This window comes from Modicisalibacter sp. (assembly GCF_055145905.1).
Window position 1 is genome coordinate 1 of sequence record NZ_JBSREH010000002.1, and the last position, 19208, is coordinate 19208.

Annotated in this window: 15 protein-coding genes; 8 read left to right on the forward strand and 7 right to left on the reverse strand. The window is 68.4% G+C overall.

Annotation, left to right across the window (positions count from 1 at the left end; all coding sequences use genetic code 11):
• The first annotated feature begins 110 nt into the window (after positions 1–110).
• A complete protein-coding gene (locus tag ACTCB7_RS01935; protein ID WP_463005345.1) occupies positions 111–593 on the forward strand; it encodes a hypothetical protein in 483 nt (160 codons plus the stop codon).
• Positions 594–656: 63 nt separating this feature from the next.
• Here ACTCB7_RS01935 and ACTCB7_RS01940 read toward each other — a convergent pair whose 3' ends face one another.
• Entirely contained in the window at positions 657–2861 is a 2205-nt protein-coding gene (locus ACTCB7_RS01940) for an OsmC domain/YcaO domain-containing protein (RefSeq protein ID WP_463005346.1), read from the reverse strand.
• A 269-nt stretch (positions 2862–3130) separates the two neighbouring features.
• On the opposite strand from ACTCB7_RS01940, the gene ACTCB7_RS01945 reads away from it, so the two are divergent.
• Together ACTCB7_RS01945 and ACTCB7_RS01950 are read left to right on the forward strand one after the other, a co-directional pair.
• Positions 3131–3679, forward strand: a complete 549-nt coding sequence (locus ACTCB7_RS01945; RefSeq protein WP_463005347.1) for a thioredoxin family protein — start codon at positions 3131–3133, stop codon at positions 3677–3679.
• Positions 3680–3807: 128 nt separating this feature from the next.
• Entirely contained in the window at positions 3808–4395 is a 588-nt protein-coding gene (locus ACTCB7_RS01950; protein WP_463005348.1) for an NAD(P)H-dependent oxidoreductase, read from the forward strand.
• Positions 4396–4486: 91 nt separating this feature from the next.
• On the opposite strand, the gene ACTCB7_RS01955 is transcribed toward ACTCB7_RS01950, so the two are convergent.
• Positions 4487–5050 (reverse strand): O-acetyl-ADP-ribose deacetylase, encoded by a 564-nt coding sequence (locus ACTCB7_RS01955; protein ID WP_463005349.1) that lies wholly within the window; start codon positions 5048–5050, stop codon positions 4487–4489.
• A gap of 16 nt (positions 5051–5066) precedes the next feature.
• Positions 5067–5501, reverse strand: coding sequence for a thioredoxin TrxC (gene trxC, locus ACTCB7_RS01960; RefSeq protein ID WP_463005350.1), 435 nt, complete (start codon positions 5499–5501; stop codon positions 5067–5069).
• A gap of 136 nt (positions 5502–5637) precedes the next feature.
• On the opposite strand from trxC, the gene ACTCB7_RS01965 reads away from it, so the two are divergent.
• Both ACTCB7_RS01965 and ACTCB7_RS01970 read left to right on the forward strand, forming a co-directional pair.
• Positions 5638–6540, forward strand: a complete 903-nt coding sequence (locus ACTCB7_RS01965) for an NAD(P)-dependent oxidoreductase (RefSeq protein WP_463005351.1) — start codon at positions 5638–5640, stop codon at positions 6538–6540.
• Positions 6541–6648: 108 nt separating this feature from the next.
• Complete coding sequence (locus ACTCB7_RS01970) at positions 6649–7572, forward strand: diguanylate cyclase (RefSeq protein WP_224421162.1); 924 nt, start codon at positions 6649–6651, stop codon at positions 7570–7572.
• Here the strand turns inward: ACTCB7_RS01970 and ACTCB7_RS01975 are convergent.
• Entirely contained in the window at positions 7569–8171 is a 603-nt protein-coding gene (locus ACTCB7_RS01975) for a helix-turn-helix domain-containing protein (protein ID WP_463005352.1), read from the reverse strand. The genes ACTCB7_RS01970 and ACTCB7_RS01975 overlap by 4 nt on opposite strands.
• A gap of 112 nt (positions 8172–8283) precedes the next feature.
• Here ACTCB7_RS01975 and ACTCB7_RS01980 point away from each other — a divergent pair, with 112 nt between their 5' ends.
• A complete protein-coding gene (locus ACTCB7_RS01980) occupies positions 8284–9522 on the forward strand; it encodes a benzoate/H(+) symporter BenE family transporter (protein ID WP_463005353.1) in 1239 nt (412 codons plus the stop codon).
• Between the two features lie 38 nt (positions 9523–9560).
• Here the strand turns inward: ACTCB7_RS01980 and ACTCB7_RS01985 are convergent, their stop codons facing one another.
• From ACTCB7_RS01985 to ACTCB7_RS01995, 3 genes are all read right to left on the reverse strand, one after another.
• Positions 9561–10457 carry a transglutaminase family protein gene (locus ACTCB7_RS01985; RefSeq protein WP_463005354.1) on the reverse strand — a complete coding sequence of 299 codons (897 nt, stop codon included), beginning with the start codon at positions 10455–10457 and terminating at the stop codon, positions 9561–9563.
• A complete protein-coding gene (locus ACTCB7_RS01990; RefSeq protein WP_463005355.1) occupies positions 10454–13084 on the reverse strand; it encodes a circularly permuted type 2 ATP-grasp protein in 2631 nt (876 codons plus the stop codon). Before ACTCB7_RS01990 ends, ACTCB7_RS01985 begins: the two co-directional genes overlap by 4 nt.
• Before the next feature lie 131 nt (positions 13085–13215).
• On the reverse strand, positions 13216–16545 hold the full coding sequence (locus ACTCB7_RS01995) for a transglutaminase family protein (protein ID WP_463005356.1): 3330 nt from the start codon (positions 16543–16545) through the stop codon (positions 13216–13218).
• A 213-nt stretch (positions 16546–16758) separates the two neighbouring features.
• Here ACTCB7_RS01995 and ACTCB7_RS02000 point away from each other — a divergent pair, with 213 nt between their 5' ends.
• Together ACTCB7_RS02000 and ACTCB7_RS02005 are read left to right on the forward strand one after the other, a co-directional pair.
• Positions 16759–18213, forward strand: coding sequence for a circularly permuted type 2 ATP-grasp protein (locus ACTCB7_RS02000; RefSeq protein WP_463005357.1), 1455 nt, complete (start codon positions 16759–16761; stop codon positions 18211–18213).
• A gap of 5 nt (positions 18214–18218) precedes the next feature.
• Positions 18219–19208, forward strand: a complete 990-nt coding sequence (locus ACTCB7_RS02005; protein ID WP_463005358.1) for an alpha-E domain-containing protein — start codon at positions 18219–18221, stop codon at positions 19206–19208.

The window sequence follows — 19208 nt, forward strand, 5'->3', positions numbered from 1 at the left end:
GGCAGAGATGCATTCGGCGGTTGAGACGGAATCGGAGGTCAAAAAATGCTCGCTGACGGCGATAGGGAAAGTGTCGACGCCGGCATCACGGATTCAGGTCCATGAGAACCTTGTTCATCGCCCTTCTGGCAGCCGCCCTCGCCTCACCGGTACTTGCGCAGGATCAGGACCGGGATCGCGATCAGGACCGCATTCACAAGACCGACGCCACCCAGGACCAGGATCAGCTTCGTGATCGTGACCAGACCCGGCTACAGGATCGCGACCCGGACGGGCAGTCGATCTATGGCTGGCAGATCATGTCCCGCGAGGAACGCCAGCAGTACCAGCAGCAGATGCATGACGCCCAGGGCGCTACGGAGCGGCAACGTCTTCGCGAAGAACATCACCGGCTGATGCAGGAACGCGCCAGGAAACAGGGCGTCACGCTGCCCGAGCCGCAGGGCAAGGGCTGGAGCAAAGGCCAGAATCACGGAGCCGACAAGGGGGGCATGGGCCACGATGGCGGCATGAATGGCGCGGGAGACAGCGGCCATGGCGGCGGCATGAATGGCGGAGGCGACAACGGACACGGAGGCGGCAATCACGACTGATTGCCACATGTTGCGTCCGGCCGCCGATACGGCCGGACGCGATGCACCTTTCGCTGAACGCGCTCAGGCCGACGTCGTCGCCTGTCGTTCCGCCCGGGCCGCGCGGTGGGCGTGCAGCTTGCGATAGCTCTCGATCAGCCGCTGGTGCCGGTCGATGCCCTCCAGCCCCAGGCTGGTGGGCGTCAGGCCGTGGAAGCGGACCTCGCCGGTCACCGAACCGATCACGGCATCCAGGGTCTCCTCGCCGAACATGCGCCCGAGGTTGCGGCGGAAGTCATCCAGCTCGAGCTCGTCGTCGAGCACGATCTCCAGCACCGCCTGCATGGCACGGTAGAACCGCTCGCGCTCGAGGGTGTTGTCATTGAACTGCAGGAACATCTCGACGCGCTCCAGCGCCGCCTCGTGCTGCCCCAGCGCCAGCTCGATCAGCAGCTTGAGCTCGAGGATGGTCAGCTCGGACCACACGGTATTGTCGTCGAACTCGATGCCGATCAGCGTGACGATCTTCATCTGCTCGTCGAGCTGGCTCTCCTCCAGCCGCTCGAGCAGATCGGCCAGCCGATCGTCGTCCAGGGCGTGCAGGCCGAGAATGTCCTCGCGGAAGGTCAGGGCCATGTTGGTGTTGTCCCACACCAGGTCCTCCACCGGGTACACCTCGGAATAGCCCGGCACCAGGATGCGGCACACCGGCGCGCCCAGGTCCTCGTGGACCATCACGTAAGCCTCGAGTCCCTGCTCGGCCAGCAGGCCGTAGAGCCGTTCGGCCTCCGCCTCGGTGCTGCCGGAAAAGTCCCACTCGCGGAACGCGTAGTCGGCGCGGTCGCTGAAGAAGCGCCAGGAAATCACCCCGGACGAGTCGATGAAGTGCTCGACGAAGTTGTTCGGCTCGGTGACCGCCAGCGAGCTGAAGGTGGGCGGCGGCAGGTCGTCCATGCCCTCGAAGCTGCGCCCCTGCAGCAGCTCGGTGAGGCTGCGCTCCAGCGCCACTTCAAAGGAAGGATGCGCGCCGAACGAGGCGAAGACGCCGCCGGTACGCGGGTTCATCAGCGTCACGCACATCACCGGATAGCGCCCGCCCAGCGAGGCATCCTTGACCAGCACCGGGAAGCCCCGGGCCTCGAGCGCGGCGACGCCCTCCTGGATGCCGGGATATTTCGCCAGCACGGACTCGGGCACATCGGGCAGCGCGAGTTCCTGCTCGATGATCTCGCGCTTCACCGCCCGCTCGAAGATCTCGGAAAGACACTGCACCTCGGCTTCGGCCAGGGTGTTGCCGGCGCTCATGCCATTGCTGAGGTAGAGGTTCTCGATCAGGTTGGAGGGGAAGTACACCGTCTCGCCATCCGAGCGGCGCACGAACGGCAGCGAGACGATGCCCCGCTCCACCCGGCCGGAGTTGGTGTCGATCAGGTGCGAGCCGCGCAGCTCGCCGTCCGGATCGTAGATCGCCCGGCAGTGGTCGTCGAGGATGCCGTCCGGCAGCTCGTCGTTCGGCCCCGGCTGGAACCACCTCTCGTTCGGGTAGTGAACGAAGTGGCTGTCGGCGATGGCCTCGCCGAAGAACTGGTCGTTGTAGAAGAAGTTGCAGGAAAGGCGCTCGATGAACTCGCCCAGCGCCGAGCACAGCGCGGCTTCCTTGGTGGCGCCCTTGCCGTTGGTGAAGCACATGTTGGAGTGGGCATCACGGATGTGCAGCGACCAGACGTTGGGCACGATGTTGCGCCACGAGGCGATCTCGATCTTCATGCCCAGCTCCTCGAGGATGCCGGTCATGTTGGCGATGGTCCGCTCCAGCGGCAGGTCCTTGCCCTCGATCCAGGTCTCGTCGCCCTCGACGGTGCCGCCCATCAGCAGCGCCTGGGCGTCCTCGTCGATGTTGTCGACCACCTCGATCTGGAACTCGGGGTTGTTCTGGATCACCCGCTTGACCGAGCAGCGCTCGATGGAGCGCAGGATGCCGGTGCGGTCCTTCTCGGACAGGTCGTTGGGCAGCTCGACCTGGATGCGGAAGATCTGGTTGTAGCGGTTCTCCGGGTCGACGATGTTGTTCTGCGACAGCCGGATATTCTCGGTGGGGATGTCCCGCGCGTTGCAGTACACCCGCACGAAGTAGGCGGCGCACAGTGCCGACGAGGCCAGGAAGTAGTCGAACGGCCCCGGCGCGGAGCCGTCGCCCTTGTAGCGGATCGGCTGGTCGGTGATGACACTGAAATCGTCGAACTTCGCTTCCTGACGCAGGTTTTCGAGGTAATTGACCTTGATTTCCATGAAAAAAGCCGGATTGGTGACTGGAGGCGCCCGCAGGCGAATGGGCGCCATTATCCAGTTTTTCGGGGGTGTCGTCTTGGGCCGGTGGTTGAAAAATCGCCAATCCCGGCGGGCACCGCCCGGCGGGGAGCGGGCCTCGGCCACGGGCCCCGCCAAGTGCTTGATTCCCATCCCTCCCCTTGAGCGTGACACCGCCATAACGCCTACACTGGAACCTTCACGCCCCGCGGCCGCCCACGGGGTCGAGACTCGAGAAGAGGAGGTTTCGCATGGCACTCACGCCATCCAACATGATCGATCTGGGCTCGCCGATGCCGGCCTTCCGGCTGCCGGATGCCGAGGGCGAGGAAGTCGCCAGCGACGAGCTGGCCGGCCAGCCGGTACTGGTGGCCTTCATCTGCAACCACTGCCCGTTCGTCAAGCACATCGCCGACGCTTTCTCCGCGTTCGGCCGCGAGTATCAGGAACGCGGTCTCGCGGTGGTGGCGATCAACAGCAACGACTTCCACAGCCAGCCGGACGACAGCCCGGCGAAGATGTGCGAGGAGATCCGCCACCGGGAATACACCTTCCCCTACCTGGTGGACGAGAGCCAGGAAGTGGCGTGCGCCTTCGGTGCCGCCTGCACGCCGGACTTCTTTCTTTTCGACCGCGAGCACAAGCTGGCCTACCGCGGCCAGTTCGATGACAGCCGCCCGAGCAAGGACACGCCGGTGACCGGCAAGGATCTGCGGGCCGCGGCGGACGCGGTGCTGGCCGGACGCACACCGGACGAAAATCAGGTGCCGGCGATCGGCTGCAACATCAAGTGGAAGTGATCGACGCCGGGCGTGACGCCTATAGCGAACCAGAGGCGTCATGCGTCCGGCATCAGTCAAATGCGCCGACTCGCCGCCGGTCGCTGGACTACGCTCGTTGACAGACCCCGGCATCCGAGGCGGCACCCATGTCCCGACGCATCCTCATCCTCCAGGGCCACCCCGACGCCAGCGAACCGCACCTGTGCCATGCGCTGGCGCAGCACTATCTGGAAGGCGCGGAAGCGACCGGGCACAGCGTGCGCGTGATCGATGTCGGCACGCTGGACTTTCCACTGCTGCGCAGCCGCCGTGCCTGGGAAAATGAACCGCTGCCGGAGGCGCTGCGCGAAGCACAGACCGCCATCGCCTGGGCCGAGCATCTCGTGCTGTTCTTTCCGCTGTGGCTGGGCGACATGCCGGCGCTGTTCAAGGGCTTCCTCGAGCAGGTGGCCCGCCCGGGGTTCGCCTTCACGCCCGGCGCCACGTCACCGTTCGCGGCCAAGGGGCTATCGGGGCGCTCGGCCCGGGTCGTGGTGACCATGGGCATGCCGGCACTGGTCTATGAACACTTCTATCGCGCCCACAGCGTCAAATCGCTGGAACGCAACATTCTCGGTTTCGTGGGCATCGCCCCGATCGAGGCCACCCTCATCGGCCAGGTCGAGTCGCTCGGCGAACGCGCCCTGCGCGCCTGGTTCGAACGCCTGCACGAGATGGGCCGCTGGGCACGCTGACTTGCCGGACCGCACGCTCCTCTTCCTGTGGCCACACTCGATCAACAGCCCCGCCAGGTGCCCCGTGGCGCATCGCTCTGGGTGACGCCACTCAATCGTGCGCACCGCATACCGGAAAGCCGCTCTCCGCGCAGATCGCCTCGAAGGCCCCGGCGTCCCTTTCGTTGAAGAAGCACAGAATCACCTCAAGCGCATCCCCGGACGGCGCCTCGGCCAGCACGTCGAGCACCACGCGGGCCGCCTCGTCGAACGGATAGCCATAGGCCCCGGTAGAGATCGCCGGGAAGGCAATGCTGCGGCAGTCATGATCGTCGGCCAGTGCCAGGGCGTTGCGGTAGCAGTTGGCGAGCAGGTGCGACTTGTCCTTCGTCTTCGCATAGACCGGGCCGACAGTATGGATGACGTAACGCGCCGGCAGGTTGAAGCCGCCGGTCAACGCCACTTCGCCATCCGGCAGGCCATCGGGCCAGTCGGTTTCGCGCAGGCGCCGACAGGCCTGCTTGAGTTCGGGGCCGGCGGCCCGGTGGATGGCGCCGTCCACGCCGCCACCCCCCATCAGCGAGTGGTTAGCGGCATTGACAATGGCATCCACCTCGAGCCGGGTGATGTCGCCCGTTGTCACGCGGACGCGGCATTCGCTGGACATCGATGTCATGGTTCCTCCCTGGTGTTCACGTCACTTGCTCGAGCCACTGCTTGAGCTGCGGCCCCGGCAGCGCGCCGGACTGGCGGGCGATTTCGCGCCCCTCGCGAAAGACGATCAGCGTGGGAATGCTGCGGATGCCGAAGCGCCCGGCCAGCCGTGGCTGAGCCTCGGTATCGAGCTTGGCGAAGCGCAGGCGTGGCTCGAGCGCCTCTGCGGTCTGCGCGAAGACCGGCGCCATCATCTTGCAGGGGCCGCACCAGGCGGCCCAGAAGTCCACCACCACGGGCAGCTCGCTGCGCTCGACCAGCGCCGAATAGTTCTCTTCGGTGAGTTCCACGACCTCGCCCGTGAACAGGCGTCGCTTGCAGCGACCGCACTGGGGGCCGTCGCCCAGCCGTCCGGCTGTCACGCGGTTGATCGCCAGGCAGTGAGGACAGGCCAGCTGAATCACATCGGTCATTGCCGTCTCCCGAATCGGTATCCATTCCCAGATATGGCGCGAAAATCCGCTTCGATCAAGGGCTACGCACCACTTCCCTGCATCATCGGTGACCAGTAGCATCGTTTTTCCGTTCGTTACCGCCTGGAGAAGAACAATGCCTCGACAACGCCTGGGATTCGTGGGAATCGGTCTCATGGGAGATCCGATGGTACGCCGCCTGCTGGAGGCCGGCTTCGCGGTGAGTGTCTGGAACCGGACGCCGGCCAAGGCCGAGGCGCTGTCCGCGGACGGTGCCGACGTGGCCGCCACGCTGGGGGAACTGGTCGACGGCGTGGATGTAGTGATGCTGTGCTTGGCCAACACCGCCGTCGTCGAGGACGTGGTATTCGGCGAAGACGGCGTGGCAGCCCGCGCCCGGGCCGACCAGACCCTGATCGACTTCTCCAGCAGTGACCCGCAGGCGACCCGCGAGTTCGCCCGCCGCCTGAACGAGATCTGCGGCACGGCCTGGGTCGACGCCCCGGTCTCGGGCGGCGTGGCCGGCGCCGAGGCCGGCACCCTGGCCATCATGTGCGGCGGCGATGCCGGGCGCATCGAGTCCCTGGCACCGGTGTTCGACCCGCTCGCCGCCCGGGTGACACGCATGGGACCGGTGGGCAGCGGGCAGGTCACCAAGGTCTGCAACCAGATGATCGTCGGCTGCAACGCACTGGTCGTCGCCGAAATGATGGCCCTGGCCCGCGCCAGCGGCGTCGATGCCGAGCGCCTCCCCGAGGCGCTGGCCGGCGGCTTCGCGGACTCGACGCCGTTTCGCATCCTGGCCCCGCGCATGGCCGCCGGGACCTTCGAAGCACCGGCCTGGCACGTGCGCACCCTGCTCAAGGACCTGGACATGGCCGTCGAGCAGGGCCGCCGCTGCGCCAGTGCCACGCCGATGACCGGCCTGGCCGATCAGCTGCTGCGCCAGCATGCCGGCCAGGGCTTTGCCGATGCCGACCCGGCGACGTTGATTCTGCGTTATGCCGGGGGCTCGCCTGCCACCGAAAGCGCGTCATAATACGCGTCGTCATGTCACACGTGATCTTCCTCTCACGGCCGGCCTGTGGTCTCCCGCGGCGCCGGTCGCGGGAGTAGAATTTCCCTGAACCCTCCCAAGCGAGACGTGATGCCTGACCGTCGACAACGCCTGCCCCTTCGCCTGCTGAGCACTTTCGGCAGCCTGTTCCTGCTTGGCGGAACGGGGCTGTGGCTGCTGGCCCGTGCCGAGGATCTGCCGCGCTTCGATGCCCTGATCGTGCACTATCGTCCCGAGCTGCTCGTGCTGCTGCTGATTGCCTTTCTGGTGCTCAGCCTGCTGGCGATACGCCGCCAGCTCATTCGCCCGCTCAATGAGCTGGTCGCCTACGTGCGGGCCCAGCAGACGGGGAGCCCGGAATCGCCGCCCAGCCACCTGTACCGGCGCCGCGACGATATCGGCTATCTCGCCCGGGAAATCGCCAAGCTGCTCCACGCCCTGCATGACAAGAACCAGCAGCTCCACGCCCAGACCCTCAACGACCCCCTGACCGGCCTGGGCAACCGCCGGCTGCTGGAACAGCGCCTGGAGATCGCCCTGCCGCTGAGCCGGCGCCGCATGACCCCGCTGTCGGCCTTGATGATCGATGTCGACCACTTCAAGCAGTACAACGACCATTACGGCCACCCGGCGGGCGACGAATGCCTCAGGGAAATCGCCAATGTCCTGCGCGACACCTTCCGGCGCGAGACCGACATCGTGGTGCGCCTGGGCGGCGAGGAATTCCTGGTGGTCCTGCTCGACAACCAGCTCGACGAGGCCACTCGGCTCGCCGAGGGCATGCGCAGCATGCTGCAGGCCGTCGGCATCCCCCACGCCTGGTCGCCGACCGCGAAGGTGGTCACCGTCAGCATCGGCGTGGCCACCGCACCCCCCGGTACCCCGATCGATCTGGAGAGCCTGCTGGCCTGCGCCGACGAGGCGCTCTACGCCTGCAAGGCCGCCGGACGCAACTGCACCATCGGCCGGCATGTCGGCGCCGGGATCAAGGAATCGGCCGAGATGACATCCTAGGGCGCACCGGCCATCGCCTTGCCGCCGCCGGTCGATCCCGCCTCACGCCCCGGTCGGGTACCGGTCGGGTAGTTCACCAGATTGTGAAAGCGCGCCCTCGTCGCGTGCGGATTGCGGTAGGCATGCGCCTGCGCCGCGTCGAGCCGGACGACGTCACCCGCCTGCGCCGACTGCCAGCGCCCGGCCTCGGCCACCTCGAGCGCGCCCTCGATCACGATCACATGCTCCACCACCCCCGGGCCATGCGGGCTCGATTCGCTGCAGGCACCGGGCTCCAGGTCGATGGCGAACATCTCCAGGCGCCAGCGCGGCTCGAAGGGAATCAGCACGCGCACGTGCATGCCGGCGCTGTCGCTGAACACCGCCCGCGGCTCGACCGGTGGCGCCGCGGCCTCCACCAGAAAGGCGGACAGCGGGACCTCGAAACCGGTCGCGATCTTCCACAGCGTGGCCACCGTGGGGCTCGATTCGCCCCGCTCGATCTGCCCCAGCATGGCCTTGCTGACACCGGTCGCGCCGGCGGCACGAGTCAGGCTCCAGCCCCGCGCCTGGCGCAGGGTCTTCAACGTCGCCGCGATGTGGGGGGTCGGATCGGACACGTGAAACTCCTCGTCGGTCGGTACCCGTGGGCTGTCATTGTACGCGATGGCGCACGATGCTATCGTCGCCGCACCGTGCGTTATAGCGCACAAGTGAACGCTGGAGACACCCATGCCTGTCCCTTCCGTGCTGCGTGACCTCTCCCCGTCGGCACTCGTCGCCGGCTTCGTGGCGGTCCTGGTCGGCTATACCAGCTCGGCGGTGATCATCTTCCAGGCGGCAGAAGCTGCCGGCGCCGGCCCGGCGCAGATCGGCGCCTGGCTGAGCATGCTGGGACTGGGTATGGGCGTTACCTCTCTGGGCCTGTCGCTCTACTATCGCCAGCCAATACTCACCGCCTGGTCGACCCCCGGCGCGGCTCTGCTCGCCACCAGTCTGCCCGGCTACAGCCTGCCCGAGGCAATCGGCGTGTTCCTGTTCTCGGCCGCGCTGGTGCTGCTCTGCGGAGTCACCGGGCTGTTCGCACGTCTCATGCAGCGCATTCCGCCGTCGATCGCCGCGGCCATGCTGGCCGGCGTATTGCTGCGTTTCGGGATCGATGCCTTCGCCGCCCTGCGCGTCGACTTTCCGCTGGTCGGGGCGATGTGCGCCGCCTACCTGATCGGCAAGCGCTGGCTGCCCCGTTACACTATCCTGCTGGTACTGGCGGTCGGCCTGGGGGTGGCCTGGGCCGCCGGCGATATCGAGACACAGCGCACCGCACTGCGCTTCGTCGCGCCGACATTCATCATGCCGGCGTTCTCGCCGGCGGCACTGATCGGCGTGGGGATCCCGCTGTTCGTGGTCAGCATGGCCTCGCAGAACGCCCCGGGTGTGGCGACCCTGCGCGCCGCGGGCTACACCGCGCCGGTCTCGCCACTGATGATCTGGACCGGGCTCGCCACCCTGGTGCTGGCGCCGTTCGGCGGCTTCTCGGTGTGCCTGGCGGCGATCACCGCGGCAATCTGCATGGGGCCGGAGGCGCACCCCGACCCGGCACGGCGCTACACGGCCGCCGCCGCCGCGGGGGGATTCTACCTGCTCGCCGGGGTGTTCGGCGGCTCGATCGGCACGCTGTTCGACGCCCTGCCCCAGCCGCTGATCGCCGCCGTCGCCGGCCTCGCCCTGCTCTCGACGATCGGCAACAGCCTGCACCAGGCACTGGACGACGCCAGTGAACGCGAGGCGGCGGTGGTGACCTTCCTGCTGACCGCCTCCGGCGTCACGCTGCTGGGTGTGGGCGCGGCGTTCTGGGGGCTGCTGGGGGGCTTGGCGGTACTCGCCCTGCACCGGCGGCCCCGAGCGGCGAACCGAGAGGAGGCGAGCAGCGATGCGGAACCCACCGAAGATGGCGCCGTTCAGCGCGGCTAGCCGGTCTCCCGAGACTCTTGCCGTCCACCGGAAGCTGCTCAGGCCGTGCGCCGCGACGTCTCGTCGTCGGGAATCACGTCGACCGCCACGTCGAGCGTATGCTCGCCACCGCCGCTCATCACCCCGTTGAGCGGCGGCACGTCGGCATAGTCGCGCCCCCAGCCGACGACGATGTGCTGCTCGCCGGGCACGCTGCCGTTGGTGGGGTCGATTTCCAGCCAGCCCCAGCCCGGCAGGAATACCGCCAGCCAGGCGTGCGACGCGTCGGCGCCCACCAGTCTGGCCTGCCCGGGCGGCGGCAGCGTTTCCAGGTAGCCGCTGACATAGCGTGCCGCCAGCCCCTGCGAGCGCAGGCAGCCGATCGCCAGATGAGCGAAGTCCTGGCAGACGCCGCGCCGCTCGTCGAGCACGTCCATGAGCGGCGTGGCCAGCGTGGTGAACGTCGCGTCGTAGGTGAAGTCCTCGTGGATTCGGCGATTCAGGTCGATCACCGCGTCGAGCAGCGAGCGCCCGGCCGGGAAGCTGGGTGCGGCGTACCCCGCCAGCCGCGGATGCCGGCGGATGAACGGTGAATCGAGGCGGAACTGGCGAGCCTGCAGGCAGCGGCGCTCGGCGGCCCGGGCGAGAGCGTCGCGGCAATCCTGCCAGTCGCCGGCCATCACCGTCGGCAGTGGCGGTCGCGACAGGGTCTCGAGCCGGGTCCGCACGGTGACCTCGAGGCTCGAGTGGATATCCTGGATCGCGAAGTACATCACCCGGTTGCCGAAGAAGTCACTGCGCTCGCTGCGCACCGCCGGGCGCGGATCGATATCCACCTGCGAGTCCTCGCAGCGCTGCCAGGGCAGCTCGCGCGGGAGCATGCGCGCCTCGTTGTGGCATAGCGTCACCGGTGCGCTGTAGGTGTAGCGGGTGGTGTGGCGCAAACGGTAGATCACGGCTGCACCTGCATCCTGATCAGCTGGCGCGGCGCCTCGACGTGGCTGAAGTGGCTGTGGGCGATGGCGTCGGAGAGCTTCTCCAGCGGCTCGAGCAGCGCCTCGAACAGCGCCGCCAGGGCCTCGCGGGCCTCGGCCGACTCGTGGACATGAGAGAGCATGTCGATATCGGCCAGCTGCAGCGTGCTCGAGGCCTGGAGGATCAGCCGCTGCTCCCGGCGCCGATACGGCGTGCCCGATGCCTCGCTCTGTGGCAGGCGTTCGATCTGGCGACACAGCCGCTTGAGCATGTAGCCCACCGAACGCGGGTTGCCCTCGTCGAACAGCAGCAGATCGAGAATCGCCGTGGGATGCAGTTCGCTGCGGTAGCGCCGGCGATAGGCGGTGACGTTATCGGTGGTGGCCAGTACCACCTCCCACAGTGCCACGCCCGGCTCGCGGGCCTCGATCAGCGCCAGCTGCAGCAGCTCCAGGGTGTGCAGCACACGCTCGATGAAACGTCCGATATCCATGAAACGCCAGCCGAAGTGGTGCGGCATGGTCTCGTTGCATAGCCCGAAGAAGGCCGACAGCTGGGTGACGACCTCCTCGCAGGCGCGCCGTCCGGCGCTCGCCGAGGGCACCGGCGACAGCGCATTGATGTGGCGGCGCAGATGGTTGAGCACGCGCCAGGCGTCGTCTCCCAGATGGTCGCGCACCGCCCGGCAGTTGCGCAGCATCGGCTGGAAGCAGGCCGGCAGCCCCGCCGGCTGGTCGTCCTCGAGGAGCGTCAGCAGGGTCGCACGCAGGTCGCCGAAGCGTCGCTCGGCGGCGGCCGCCGCGGGCCACTTCAGCGTCAATGCCTCGAACAGGTCGGCGAGGCTGATGTCGGCATACTCCTGCTGGTCCTGCTCGAGCAGACGCAGCAGGGCCTCGCGCAACAGCCGCGCGCGCACGTCGAGACGCTCGCCGTAGCGTCCCAGCCAGAACAGGCTGTCGGCGACCCGGCTCGGCAGATCGACGCCATCGCGGGTGACCACGATCGGTCCGGCGGCCTGACGCAGCAGACTGACGTGCGGCTGCGGCTTCTCGGCCAGCACCCAGACATCCTTGACCACCTCGCTGGCCAGCGACGGCGTCCCGGGGCTGCCGACCCAGGCGAGCCCGCCCGGCATCGCCCGGTAGTCCCAGTCGCCGTCGCGCTCGCCCGGCTCGCGGGTCACGAAGGCACGCAGGTTGAACGGCGCGGGATGCAGGCGGTGCTCGGCATCGTCGTAGACCGGTGCGGTGGCGGGCATGATCGGCCGCTGGGCCACGTAGCGGGTCGGCCGCGCGATCACCGCCCTGCGCAGTGCCTGCGCCTGGTCCCGGCTCAGGCTCGACACCTCGACGAGCCGGGCGCCCGGCTCGATGCCGCGGACCACCAGGGCGTCGAACTCGGCGAGCACCGTCTCCAGCGAGGCCGGGTCGCCACACCACCAGCTTTCCGGGGAGGCCAGCGCGAGCGGCTCGCCGAGCAGGCGCTGGCAGAGCGCCGGCAGGTACGGCGCGAGCCCGGGATGCTCGAGCACGCTCACCCCCAGTGGATTGGACAGCGCGATGCCGCCGCTGCGCGCCGCCTGCACCAGGCCGGGCACGCCGATCAGCGAGTCGCCGCGCAGCTCCAGCGGATCGCACCAGGCATCCTCGAGCCGGCGCAGGATCACGTCGACCGGCTTGAGCCCGCCCAGGGTGCGCATCCACACCCGTTCGTCGCGCACCACCAGATCCAGGCTCTCGACCAGCGGGAGGTTCATGTAGTTGGCCAGGTAGGCATGCTCGAAGTAGCTGTCATTGTCCGGTCCTGGCGTCAGCAGCACCACGTGGGGCTGATCGCGATGCAGGGGCGACAGCGACGCCAGGGTGCGATGCTCGGCCTCGAGGAACCCGGCCAGGCGACGCAGCGGCGCCTCGCGATAGAGGTTGGGCATGGCGCGGGCAAGGATGATGCGGTTTTCCAGGGCGTAGCCGGCGCCCGACGGCGCCTGGACCCGGTCGGCGATCACCCGCCAGCGGCCCTCGGTGTCGAGCACCAGATCGATGCCGTGGAAGATCAGCCCCGACGGCGTGCCGGCAGGCTCGCCGGCAAGCTCGCCCCCCCGGTCGCAGGCCAGCAGAAAGCCGGGATGCTCGAAGATCAGTTCAGGCGGCAGCACGCCCTCGTCGATCAGCCGACGCGGCCCGTAGAGGTCGGCGAACAGCGCATCGAGCAGCCGGCTGCGCTGGGTCAGGCCGGCCTCGAGTTCGCGCCAGGTCGCGGGGTCGATCGCCAGCGGCAGCGGGTCGACCCGCCAGGTACGCAGGCGGCCGCGCGCGTCGTCGTGGACGTTGAAGGTGACGCCGTTCTCGTAGAGCAGGCGCTGGACCTCATCGGAGCGCTCGGCGAGCCCCGCCTCGCCGAGCGACGCCAGCGCCTCGAGCAGCCCGCGCCAGTGCGGGCGCAGGCGCCCTTCACTATCTAGCAGGACGTCATGGCCCGTGCCGAGGGGGTAATCGCCGAGGAACGCCTCGAGCGCCTGCGCCGTCTCGGGCGACAGCGGCGCATCGAGCGCGAGGGCATCGCGCAGTCGCGCGGCATCCGGCAGACCGGGAACATCGTGACCCAGCATCGAGAGAGGCCCGTGAGGTGATGAAAGCCGACGTCATGATACCGCGTTTGCCGTCCGGCAAAGCGTCGATCTACGCGCCGGCACGACGACATATGTCGTACCTCGACGCTCCCGGCTCCCGGCCCGGCCGTTCACGACCTGTGCCGCAGGTCCAGGGTCATGGGCATCTCCAGGCTTGGCGTCTCGGACGGTGCGCTCATGGTTCCCTGAGTATGGCCGTCGGCCCAGAAACGCGCCAGACGCCGCGCCTCGGCCTCGTTGGCGTTGATCGGAAAAGTCTCGTAATTGCGTCCGGCCGGGTGCGAGACATGATAGGTACAGCCGCCCACCGAGCGCGCATTCCAGGTATCGACGACGTCGAAGACCAGCGGCGCATGCACCGGAATCCGCGGATGCAGCGCCGACGGTGGTTGCCAGGCCCGAAAGCGCACCCCGGCGACCGCCTCGCCGACCCGGCCGGTGGCCGTCAGCGGCACCCGACGGCCGTTGCAGGTGACCGCGTAGCGATCGCCGCTCATGCCCTCGACGCGGACCTGCAGGCGTTCTACCGAGGAGTCGACATAGCGCGCGGTGCCGCCTCCGGCGCTCTCCTCGCCGAGCACGTGCCAGGGTTCGATCGCCTGGCGCAGCTCGAGCCGGACGTCGCGATAGGCCACGCGGCCGTGCACCGGGAAGCGGAATTCCAGGAACGGCGCGAACCATTCCGGCCGGAAGTCGAAACCATGACGCCGCAGATCGTCGAGCACGTCGCCGAGGTCATTCCACAGGCAGTGCGGGAGCAACCAGCGGTCGTGCAGCGCCGTACCCCAGCGCACCAGCTTGCCGCGATACGGGCGCTCCCAGCAGCGCGCCACCAGGGCACGGATCAGCAGCATCTGGATCAGGCTCATGCGGGCATGGGGCGGCATCTCGAAGGCGCGCAGCTCGACCAGCCCCAGGCGGCCGGTCTCGCTGTCCGGCGAATAGAGCTTGTCGATGCAGAACTCGGCGCGATGGGTGTTGCCGGTGATGTCGGTGAGCAGGTGGCGCAGCAGGCGATCGACCAGCCACGGCTGGGGCACCTCGCCCTCGGGCATCTGCGAGAGCGCGATCTCCAGCTCGTAGAGCGCCTCGTGGCGCGCTTCGTCGACTCGCGGCGCCTGGCTGGTGGGGCCGATGAACAGTCCCGAGAACAGGTACGACAGGCTGGGATGGTGCTGCCAGTAGGTGAGCAGGCTGCCCAGCAGGTCGGGACGGCGCAGGAACGGCGAATCGGCGGGCGTCGCGCCGCCCAGGGTGACGTGATTGCCGCCGCCGGTGCCGGTGTGACGGCCGTCGAGCATGAACTTCTCGGTGCCCAACCGGGCCTGCCGGGCCTCCTCGTAGAGGGTCTCGGTATGGGCGACCAGCGAGGGCCAGTCCTCGGCCGGCATGATGTTGACCTCGATCACCCCGGGGTCGGGGGTGATCAGGAACTTCGCCAGGCGCGGATCGGCCGGCGGCGGGTAGCCCTCGACGATCACCGGCATGGCAAGCTTGGCGGCGGTATCCTCGATGCTCGCCACCAGGTCGAGGTAGTGCTCGAGCCGCGTCAGCGGCGGCATGAACACGTGCACCCGGCCGTCGCGCGGCTCGACGCACAGACTGGTATGAATCACCGCGTCGTCGCGATCCTCGGCGGGCGGCGCCTGGTCCTGCCACGCCTCGCCGCCGGGCTCGTGGTGCAGGCCGTGGCCGGCATCGCCGGCCTGGCGCTCGCGCAGCTCGCTGTAGCGACGCATCACCTCGCCGTGGACATCGCCGAGCGCCTGGCGGAACTCGAACAGCGACTGCGGATGGGGCTGGTCCGGGCGCTCGACCCACGGCAGCGCGCTCAGCGGCAGGCGCAGGCCCATCGGCGAATCGCCGGGGATCAGATAGAGATGATCGCGCCTGAGCGGCCAGTGGCCGCTCTGCCAGGCATGGGCGCGCCCCCGGGCATGGCGCAGCGGCAGGGCGAAGCCGGTGGCCTCGCCCAGCCCCCGCTCGAGCAACTGGCCCAGCCGGCGCCGCTCCTCGTCATCATCGAGATCGTAGTCGCGCGGGTCGACGTTGACCGGCAGGGTGCGCTCGCGCCACAGGTAGTAGTAGGCGTCCTCGTAACCGGGGATCAGATGGCGGGGGTCGAGCCCCAGGCGCCGCGTCAGGGCCTCGGCGAAGCGCCGGGCGTCGTCGATCGTGTAGCGTCCCGCCTGGCGGTCGTCGGCGAGCAGCGCCTCGTCGCGCCACAGCGGCACGCCGTCGCGTCGCCAGTAGCAGGCCAGCGCCCAGCGCGGCAGCGACTCCCCCGGATACCACTTGCCCTGATGGGTGTGCAGCAGCCCGCCCGTGGCGAAGCGTCGGCGCAGGCGCTTGAGCAGGTCCCCGGCCAGCCGGCGCTTGTGGGGCCCCAGGGCGGCGGTGTTCCACTCCTCGCCGTCCATGTCGTCGATCGACACGAAGGTCGGCTCGCCGCCCAGGGTCAGGCGCACGTCGCCGGCCGCGAGACGCGCGTCGACGGCCTCGCCGAGCGCCATGATCTCGGCCCACTGCGTCTCGCTGTAGGGCCGGGTGACCCGCGGGTCCTCGTGGATGCGTTCGACGTGCATGGTGAAGTCGAACTCGACCTCGCACTCGTCGGAGAAGCCGCTGATCGGCGCCGCACTGGACGGCTCCGGCGTCGCCGCCAGCGGGATGTGCCCCTCCCCGGCCAGCAGCCCCGAGGTCGGGTCCAGCCCCACCCAGCCGGCCCCGGGAATGAACACCTCGGTCCAGGCATGCAGGTCGGTGAAGTCGACCTCGGTGCCCGACGGGCCGTCGAGCGCCTTGACGTCGGCGGCCAGCTGGATCAGGTAGCCGGACACGAAGCGCGCCGCCAGCCCCAGGTGGCGCAGGATCTGCACCAGCAGCCAGGCGCTGTCACGACACGAGCCGCTGCCGCTGGCGAGCGTCTCCTCGCAGCTCTGCACCCCGGGCTCCATGCGCACCAGGTAAGCGATGTCGTGCTGCAGCCGCTGGTTGAGGTCGACCAGGAAATCGACCGAGCGGCGTTCTCCCGGCGCTACGCGGCTCAGCCAGTCACGCAGCCGCTCGCCCGCCTCGCGCACCTCGAGATAGGGCGCCAGCTCCTTGGCCAGCCCCTCGGGATAGGCGAAGGGAAACGTCTCGGCGTAGGGCTCGACGAAGAAGTCGAAGGGGTTGATCACGGTCATCGGCGCGATGAGTTCGATGTCGACCGTCAGCTGCGTGAGCTTTTCGGGGAACACCGCACGGGCGATGAAGTTGCCGAAGGGGTCCTGCTGCCAGTTGAGGAAATGGGGACCGCCGTCGATCGTCAGCGAATAGGCCTCGATCGGCGTCCGGCAATGCGGTGCGGGTCTCAGGCGGATCAGATGCGGCGAGAGGTTGACCGGGCGATCGAAGTGATAGCGGGTGTGGTGCTGCAAGGCGACGCGAATCGTCATGGCGGCCCCCGTTGGCGCGACGGATACCGGTATGACCGGCGGATGCCCTTCACTATCGGCCGGGGCCGCGCCCAGCACAACCTGCAACATCGTGTATCAACGCTTGGCGAGAGGCGGTCACTCACAAACTGGTATAGCTTTAAAAAGGCCCCCGCGGCGTGTAACGGACCGAAATCGCGACCCGCTTGCCGGTCGCCTGCCGAGGTAACGCCCATGAGTCTCATCGATTGGCAGAACTACCGCAGCAACGGTTTCTACGACGAGCTCCTGGCGGCCCCCGGCCAGCCCCGCCCCGCGGCCCGGGAACTCTGCGACATCCTCGCCGGCTTCACGCCGCAGGACCTCTCGGAGCGCAAGGCCGCCGCCGAGATCGCCATCCAGACCATGGGCATCACCTTCACCGTGTACTCCGAGGGCAGCATGATCGATCGCGCCTGGCCGTTCGACATCGTCCCGCGGATCATCCCCGCCGACGAGTGGCGGCGCACCGAGGCGGGGCTCAAGCAGCGCGTCGAGGCGCTCAACCTGTTCATCGACGACCTCTACCATGACCAGCGCATCGTCAGGGACAAGGTGCTGCCCGCCGAGGTCCTGGCCCAGTCGGTCAACTTCCGCCCGCAATGCCGCGGCATCGACCCGCCCCACCACGTCTGGGCGCACATCTGCGGCTCGGACCTGGTCCGCGACGCCGACGGCACCCTCTACGTGCTCGAGGACAACCTGCGGGTGCCCTCCGGGGTCTCCTACATGCTCGAGAACCGCAACGTCACCAAGCGGGTGCTGCCCGAGGTCTTCGCCACCGGGCGCATCCTGCCGGTCGACGACTACTGCGCCCAGCTCTACGACATGCTGGCCAGCCTCTCGCCGCGCCCCCACGACGAGCCGCAGGTGGTGGTGCTGACCCCGGGGATCTACAACTCCGCCTACTACGAGCATGCCTACCTGGCCCAGCAGATGGGCGTCGAGCTGGTCCAGGGCTCGGACCTGGTGGTCGATGACGACGACATCGTCTACATGCGCACCATCGAGGGGCTGACGCGGGTCGACGTGATCTATCGCCGCATCGACGACCTGTTCCTCGACCCCGAGGTCTTCAATCCCGAGTCCACGCTGGGTGTCGCGGGGCTGATGCGCGCCTGGCGCGCCGGCAAGGTGGCGCTCGCCAATGCCCCCGGCGCCGGCGTCGCCGACGACAAGGTGGTCTACGCCTTCGTGCCGAAGATCATTCGCTACTATCTCGATCAGGAAGCCATCCTGCCCAACGTGCCCAGCTACCTGTGCATGTTCGAGAAGGATCGCCGCTACGTGCTCGACCATCTCGATGAGCTGGTGGTCAAGCCGGCCAACGAGTCCGGCGGCTACGGCATGCTGATCGGCCCGCGCGCCACGCCGACCCAGCGCGCCGCGTTCGCCGAGCGAATCCAGGCCGACCCGCGCAACTACATGGCCCAGCCGACGCTCAACCTGTCGACCGCACCGACGCTGTGCGACGGTCATGCCGAGCCGCGTCACGTCGACCTGCGTCCCTTCATTCTTTCCGGCACCGACATCCAGGTCACCACCGGTGGACTGACCCGGGTGGCGCTGGTCAAGGATTCGCTGGTCGTGAACTCCTCGCAGGGCGGGGGTAGCAAGGACACCTGGATCGTCGAGACCGACGGGGAGTGAATGCCATGCTGTCGCGAGTCGCCGAGAACCTCTACTGGATGGCACGCTACATCGAGCGCGCCGAGGACACCGCACGCCTGGTCAGCGTGAACAGCCACCTGCTGCTCGACCTGCCCCATCAGACGGCCCTGGGCTGGTCGACGCTGATCGACATCACCGGCAGCGACGAGACCTTCGCCACGCTGCACGACCGGCGCAACGAGAAGAACGTCGTGCACTTTCTCTGCGTCGAGCGCGAGAACCCCGGCTCGATCCTCTCCTCGCTGGCCGGCGCCCGGGAGAACCTGCGCACCACCCGCGACGTGGTCTCGCGCGAGATCTGGGAGCAGATCAACGAGATGTATCTGGAGGTTCGCGACCAGGCCGAGCACGGCCTCGCGCCGCGGCGTCGCGACGGCTTCCTCAAGCGCCTGATCCGCGGCTGCCAGACGCTCACCGGGCTGATCGAGGGCACCCTGAGTCATTCGGCGGCGCGCACCTTCATCGAGATCGGCCGCCATCTCGAGCGCGCCGACATGACCACCCGCATCCTCGACGTGCGCTCGGGCAACCTGCTGCCCAAGGACCCCGAAGAGCTGCGCCCCTTCGAGAATCTGCAGTGGATGAGCGTGCTCAAGTCGCTGACCGCCTATCAGATGTACCGCCAGCAGGTTCGCCTGCGGGTCCGCGGGCCCGACGTACTGCGTTTCCTGCTCCAGGACCAGCACTTCCCGCGGGCGGTGGCGAGAAGCCTCGAGGCGCTGGCCTGGGAGCTGCAGTCGCTGCCCCGCCACGACCGCGCCCTGGCGGCGGCGGCACTGGTCCGTGCCGACGCGCTCGAGGCCGACATGCAGGCCCTGGCCCGCTCACCCGACGAGCTGCACGCCTTCATCGATGAGCTGCAGATCGGCTTCAATACCCTGCATGACGCCATCGCCGCGACCTACTTTGCCCATCCGGAGGATACACCACACGCCAGGGCGACCTCGGCCCAGAGCCACGCCCGCGCGGACTGA

Bases quoted from the DNA above. Each gene is read 5' to 3' on its own strand.
- ACTCB7_RS01940 (WP_463005346.1), bottom strand. From the start codon at position 2,861: ATGGAAATCAAGGTCAATTACCTCGAAAACCTGCGTCAGGAAGCGAAG.
- ACTCB7_RS01945 (WP_463005347.1), top strand. From the start codon at position 3,131: ATGGCACTCACGCCATCCAACATGATCGATCTGGGCTCGCCGATGCCG.
- ACTCB7_RS01950 (WP_463005348.1), top strand. From the start codon at position 3,808: ATGTCCCGACGCATCCTCATCCTCCAGGGCCACCCCGACGCCAGCGAA.
- ACTCB7_RS01955 (WP_463005349.1), bottom strand. From the start codon at position 5,050: ATGACATCGATGTCCAGCGAATGCCGCGTCCGCGTGACAACGGGCGAC.
- trxC (WP_463005350.1), bottom strand. From the start codon at position 5,501: ATGACCGATGTGATTCAGCTGGCCTGTCCTCACTGCCTGGCGATCAAC.
- ACTCB7_RS01965 (WP_463005351.1), top strand. From the start codon at position 5,638: ATGCCTCGACAACGCCTGGGATTCGTGGGAATCGGTCTCATGGGAGAT.
- ACTCB7_RS01970 (WP_224421162.1), top strand. From the start codon at position 6,649: ATGCCTGACCGTCGACAACGCCTGCCCCTTCGCCTGCTGAGCACTTTC.
- ACTCB7_RS01980 (WP_463005353.1), top strand. From the start codon at position 8,284: ATGCCTGTCCCTTCCGTGCTGCGTGACCTCTCCCCGTCGGCACTCGTC.
- ACTCB7_RS01990 (WP_463005355.1), bottom strand. From the start codon at position 13,084: ATGCTGGGTCACGATGTTCCCGGTCTGCCGGATGCCGCGCGACTGCGC.
- ACTCB7_RS01995 (WP_463005356.1), bottom strand. From the start codon at position 16,545: ATGACGATTCGCGTCGCCTTGCAGCACCACACCCGCTATCACTTCGAT.
- ACTCB7_RS02000 (WP_463005357.1), top strand. From the start codon at position 16,759: ATGAGTCTCATCGATTGGCAGAACTACCGCAGCAACGGTTTCTACGAC.
- ACTCB7_RS02005 (WP_463005358.1), top strand. From the start codon at position 18,219: ATGCTGTCGCGAGTCGCCGAGAACCTCTACTGGATGGCACGCTACATC.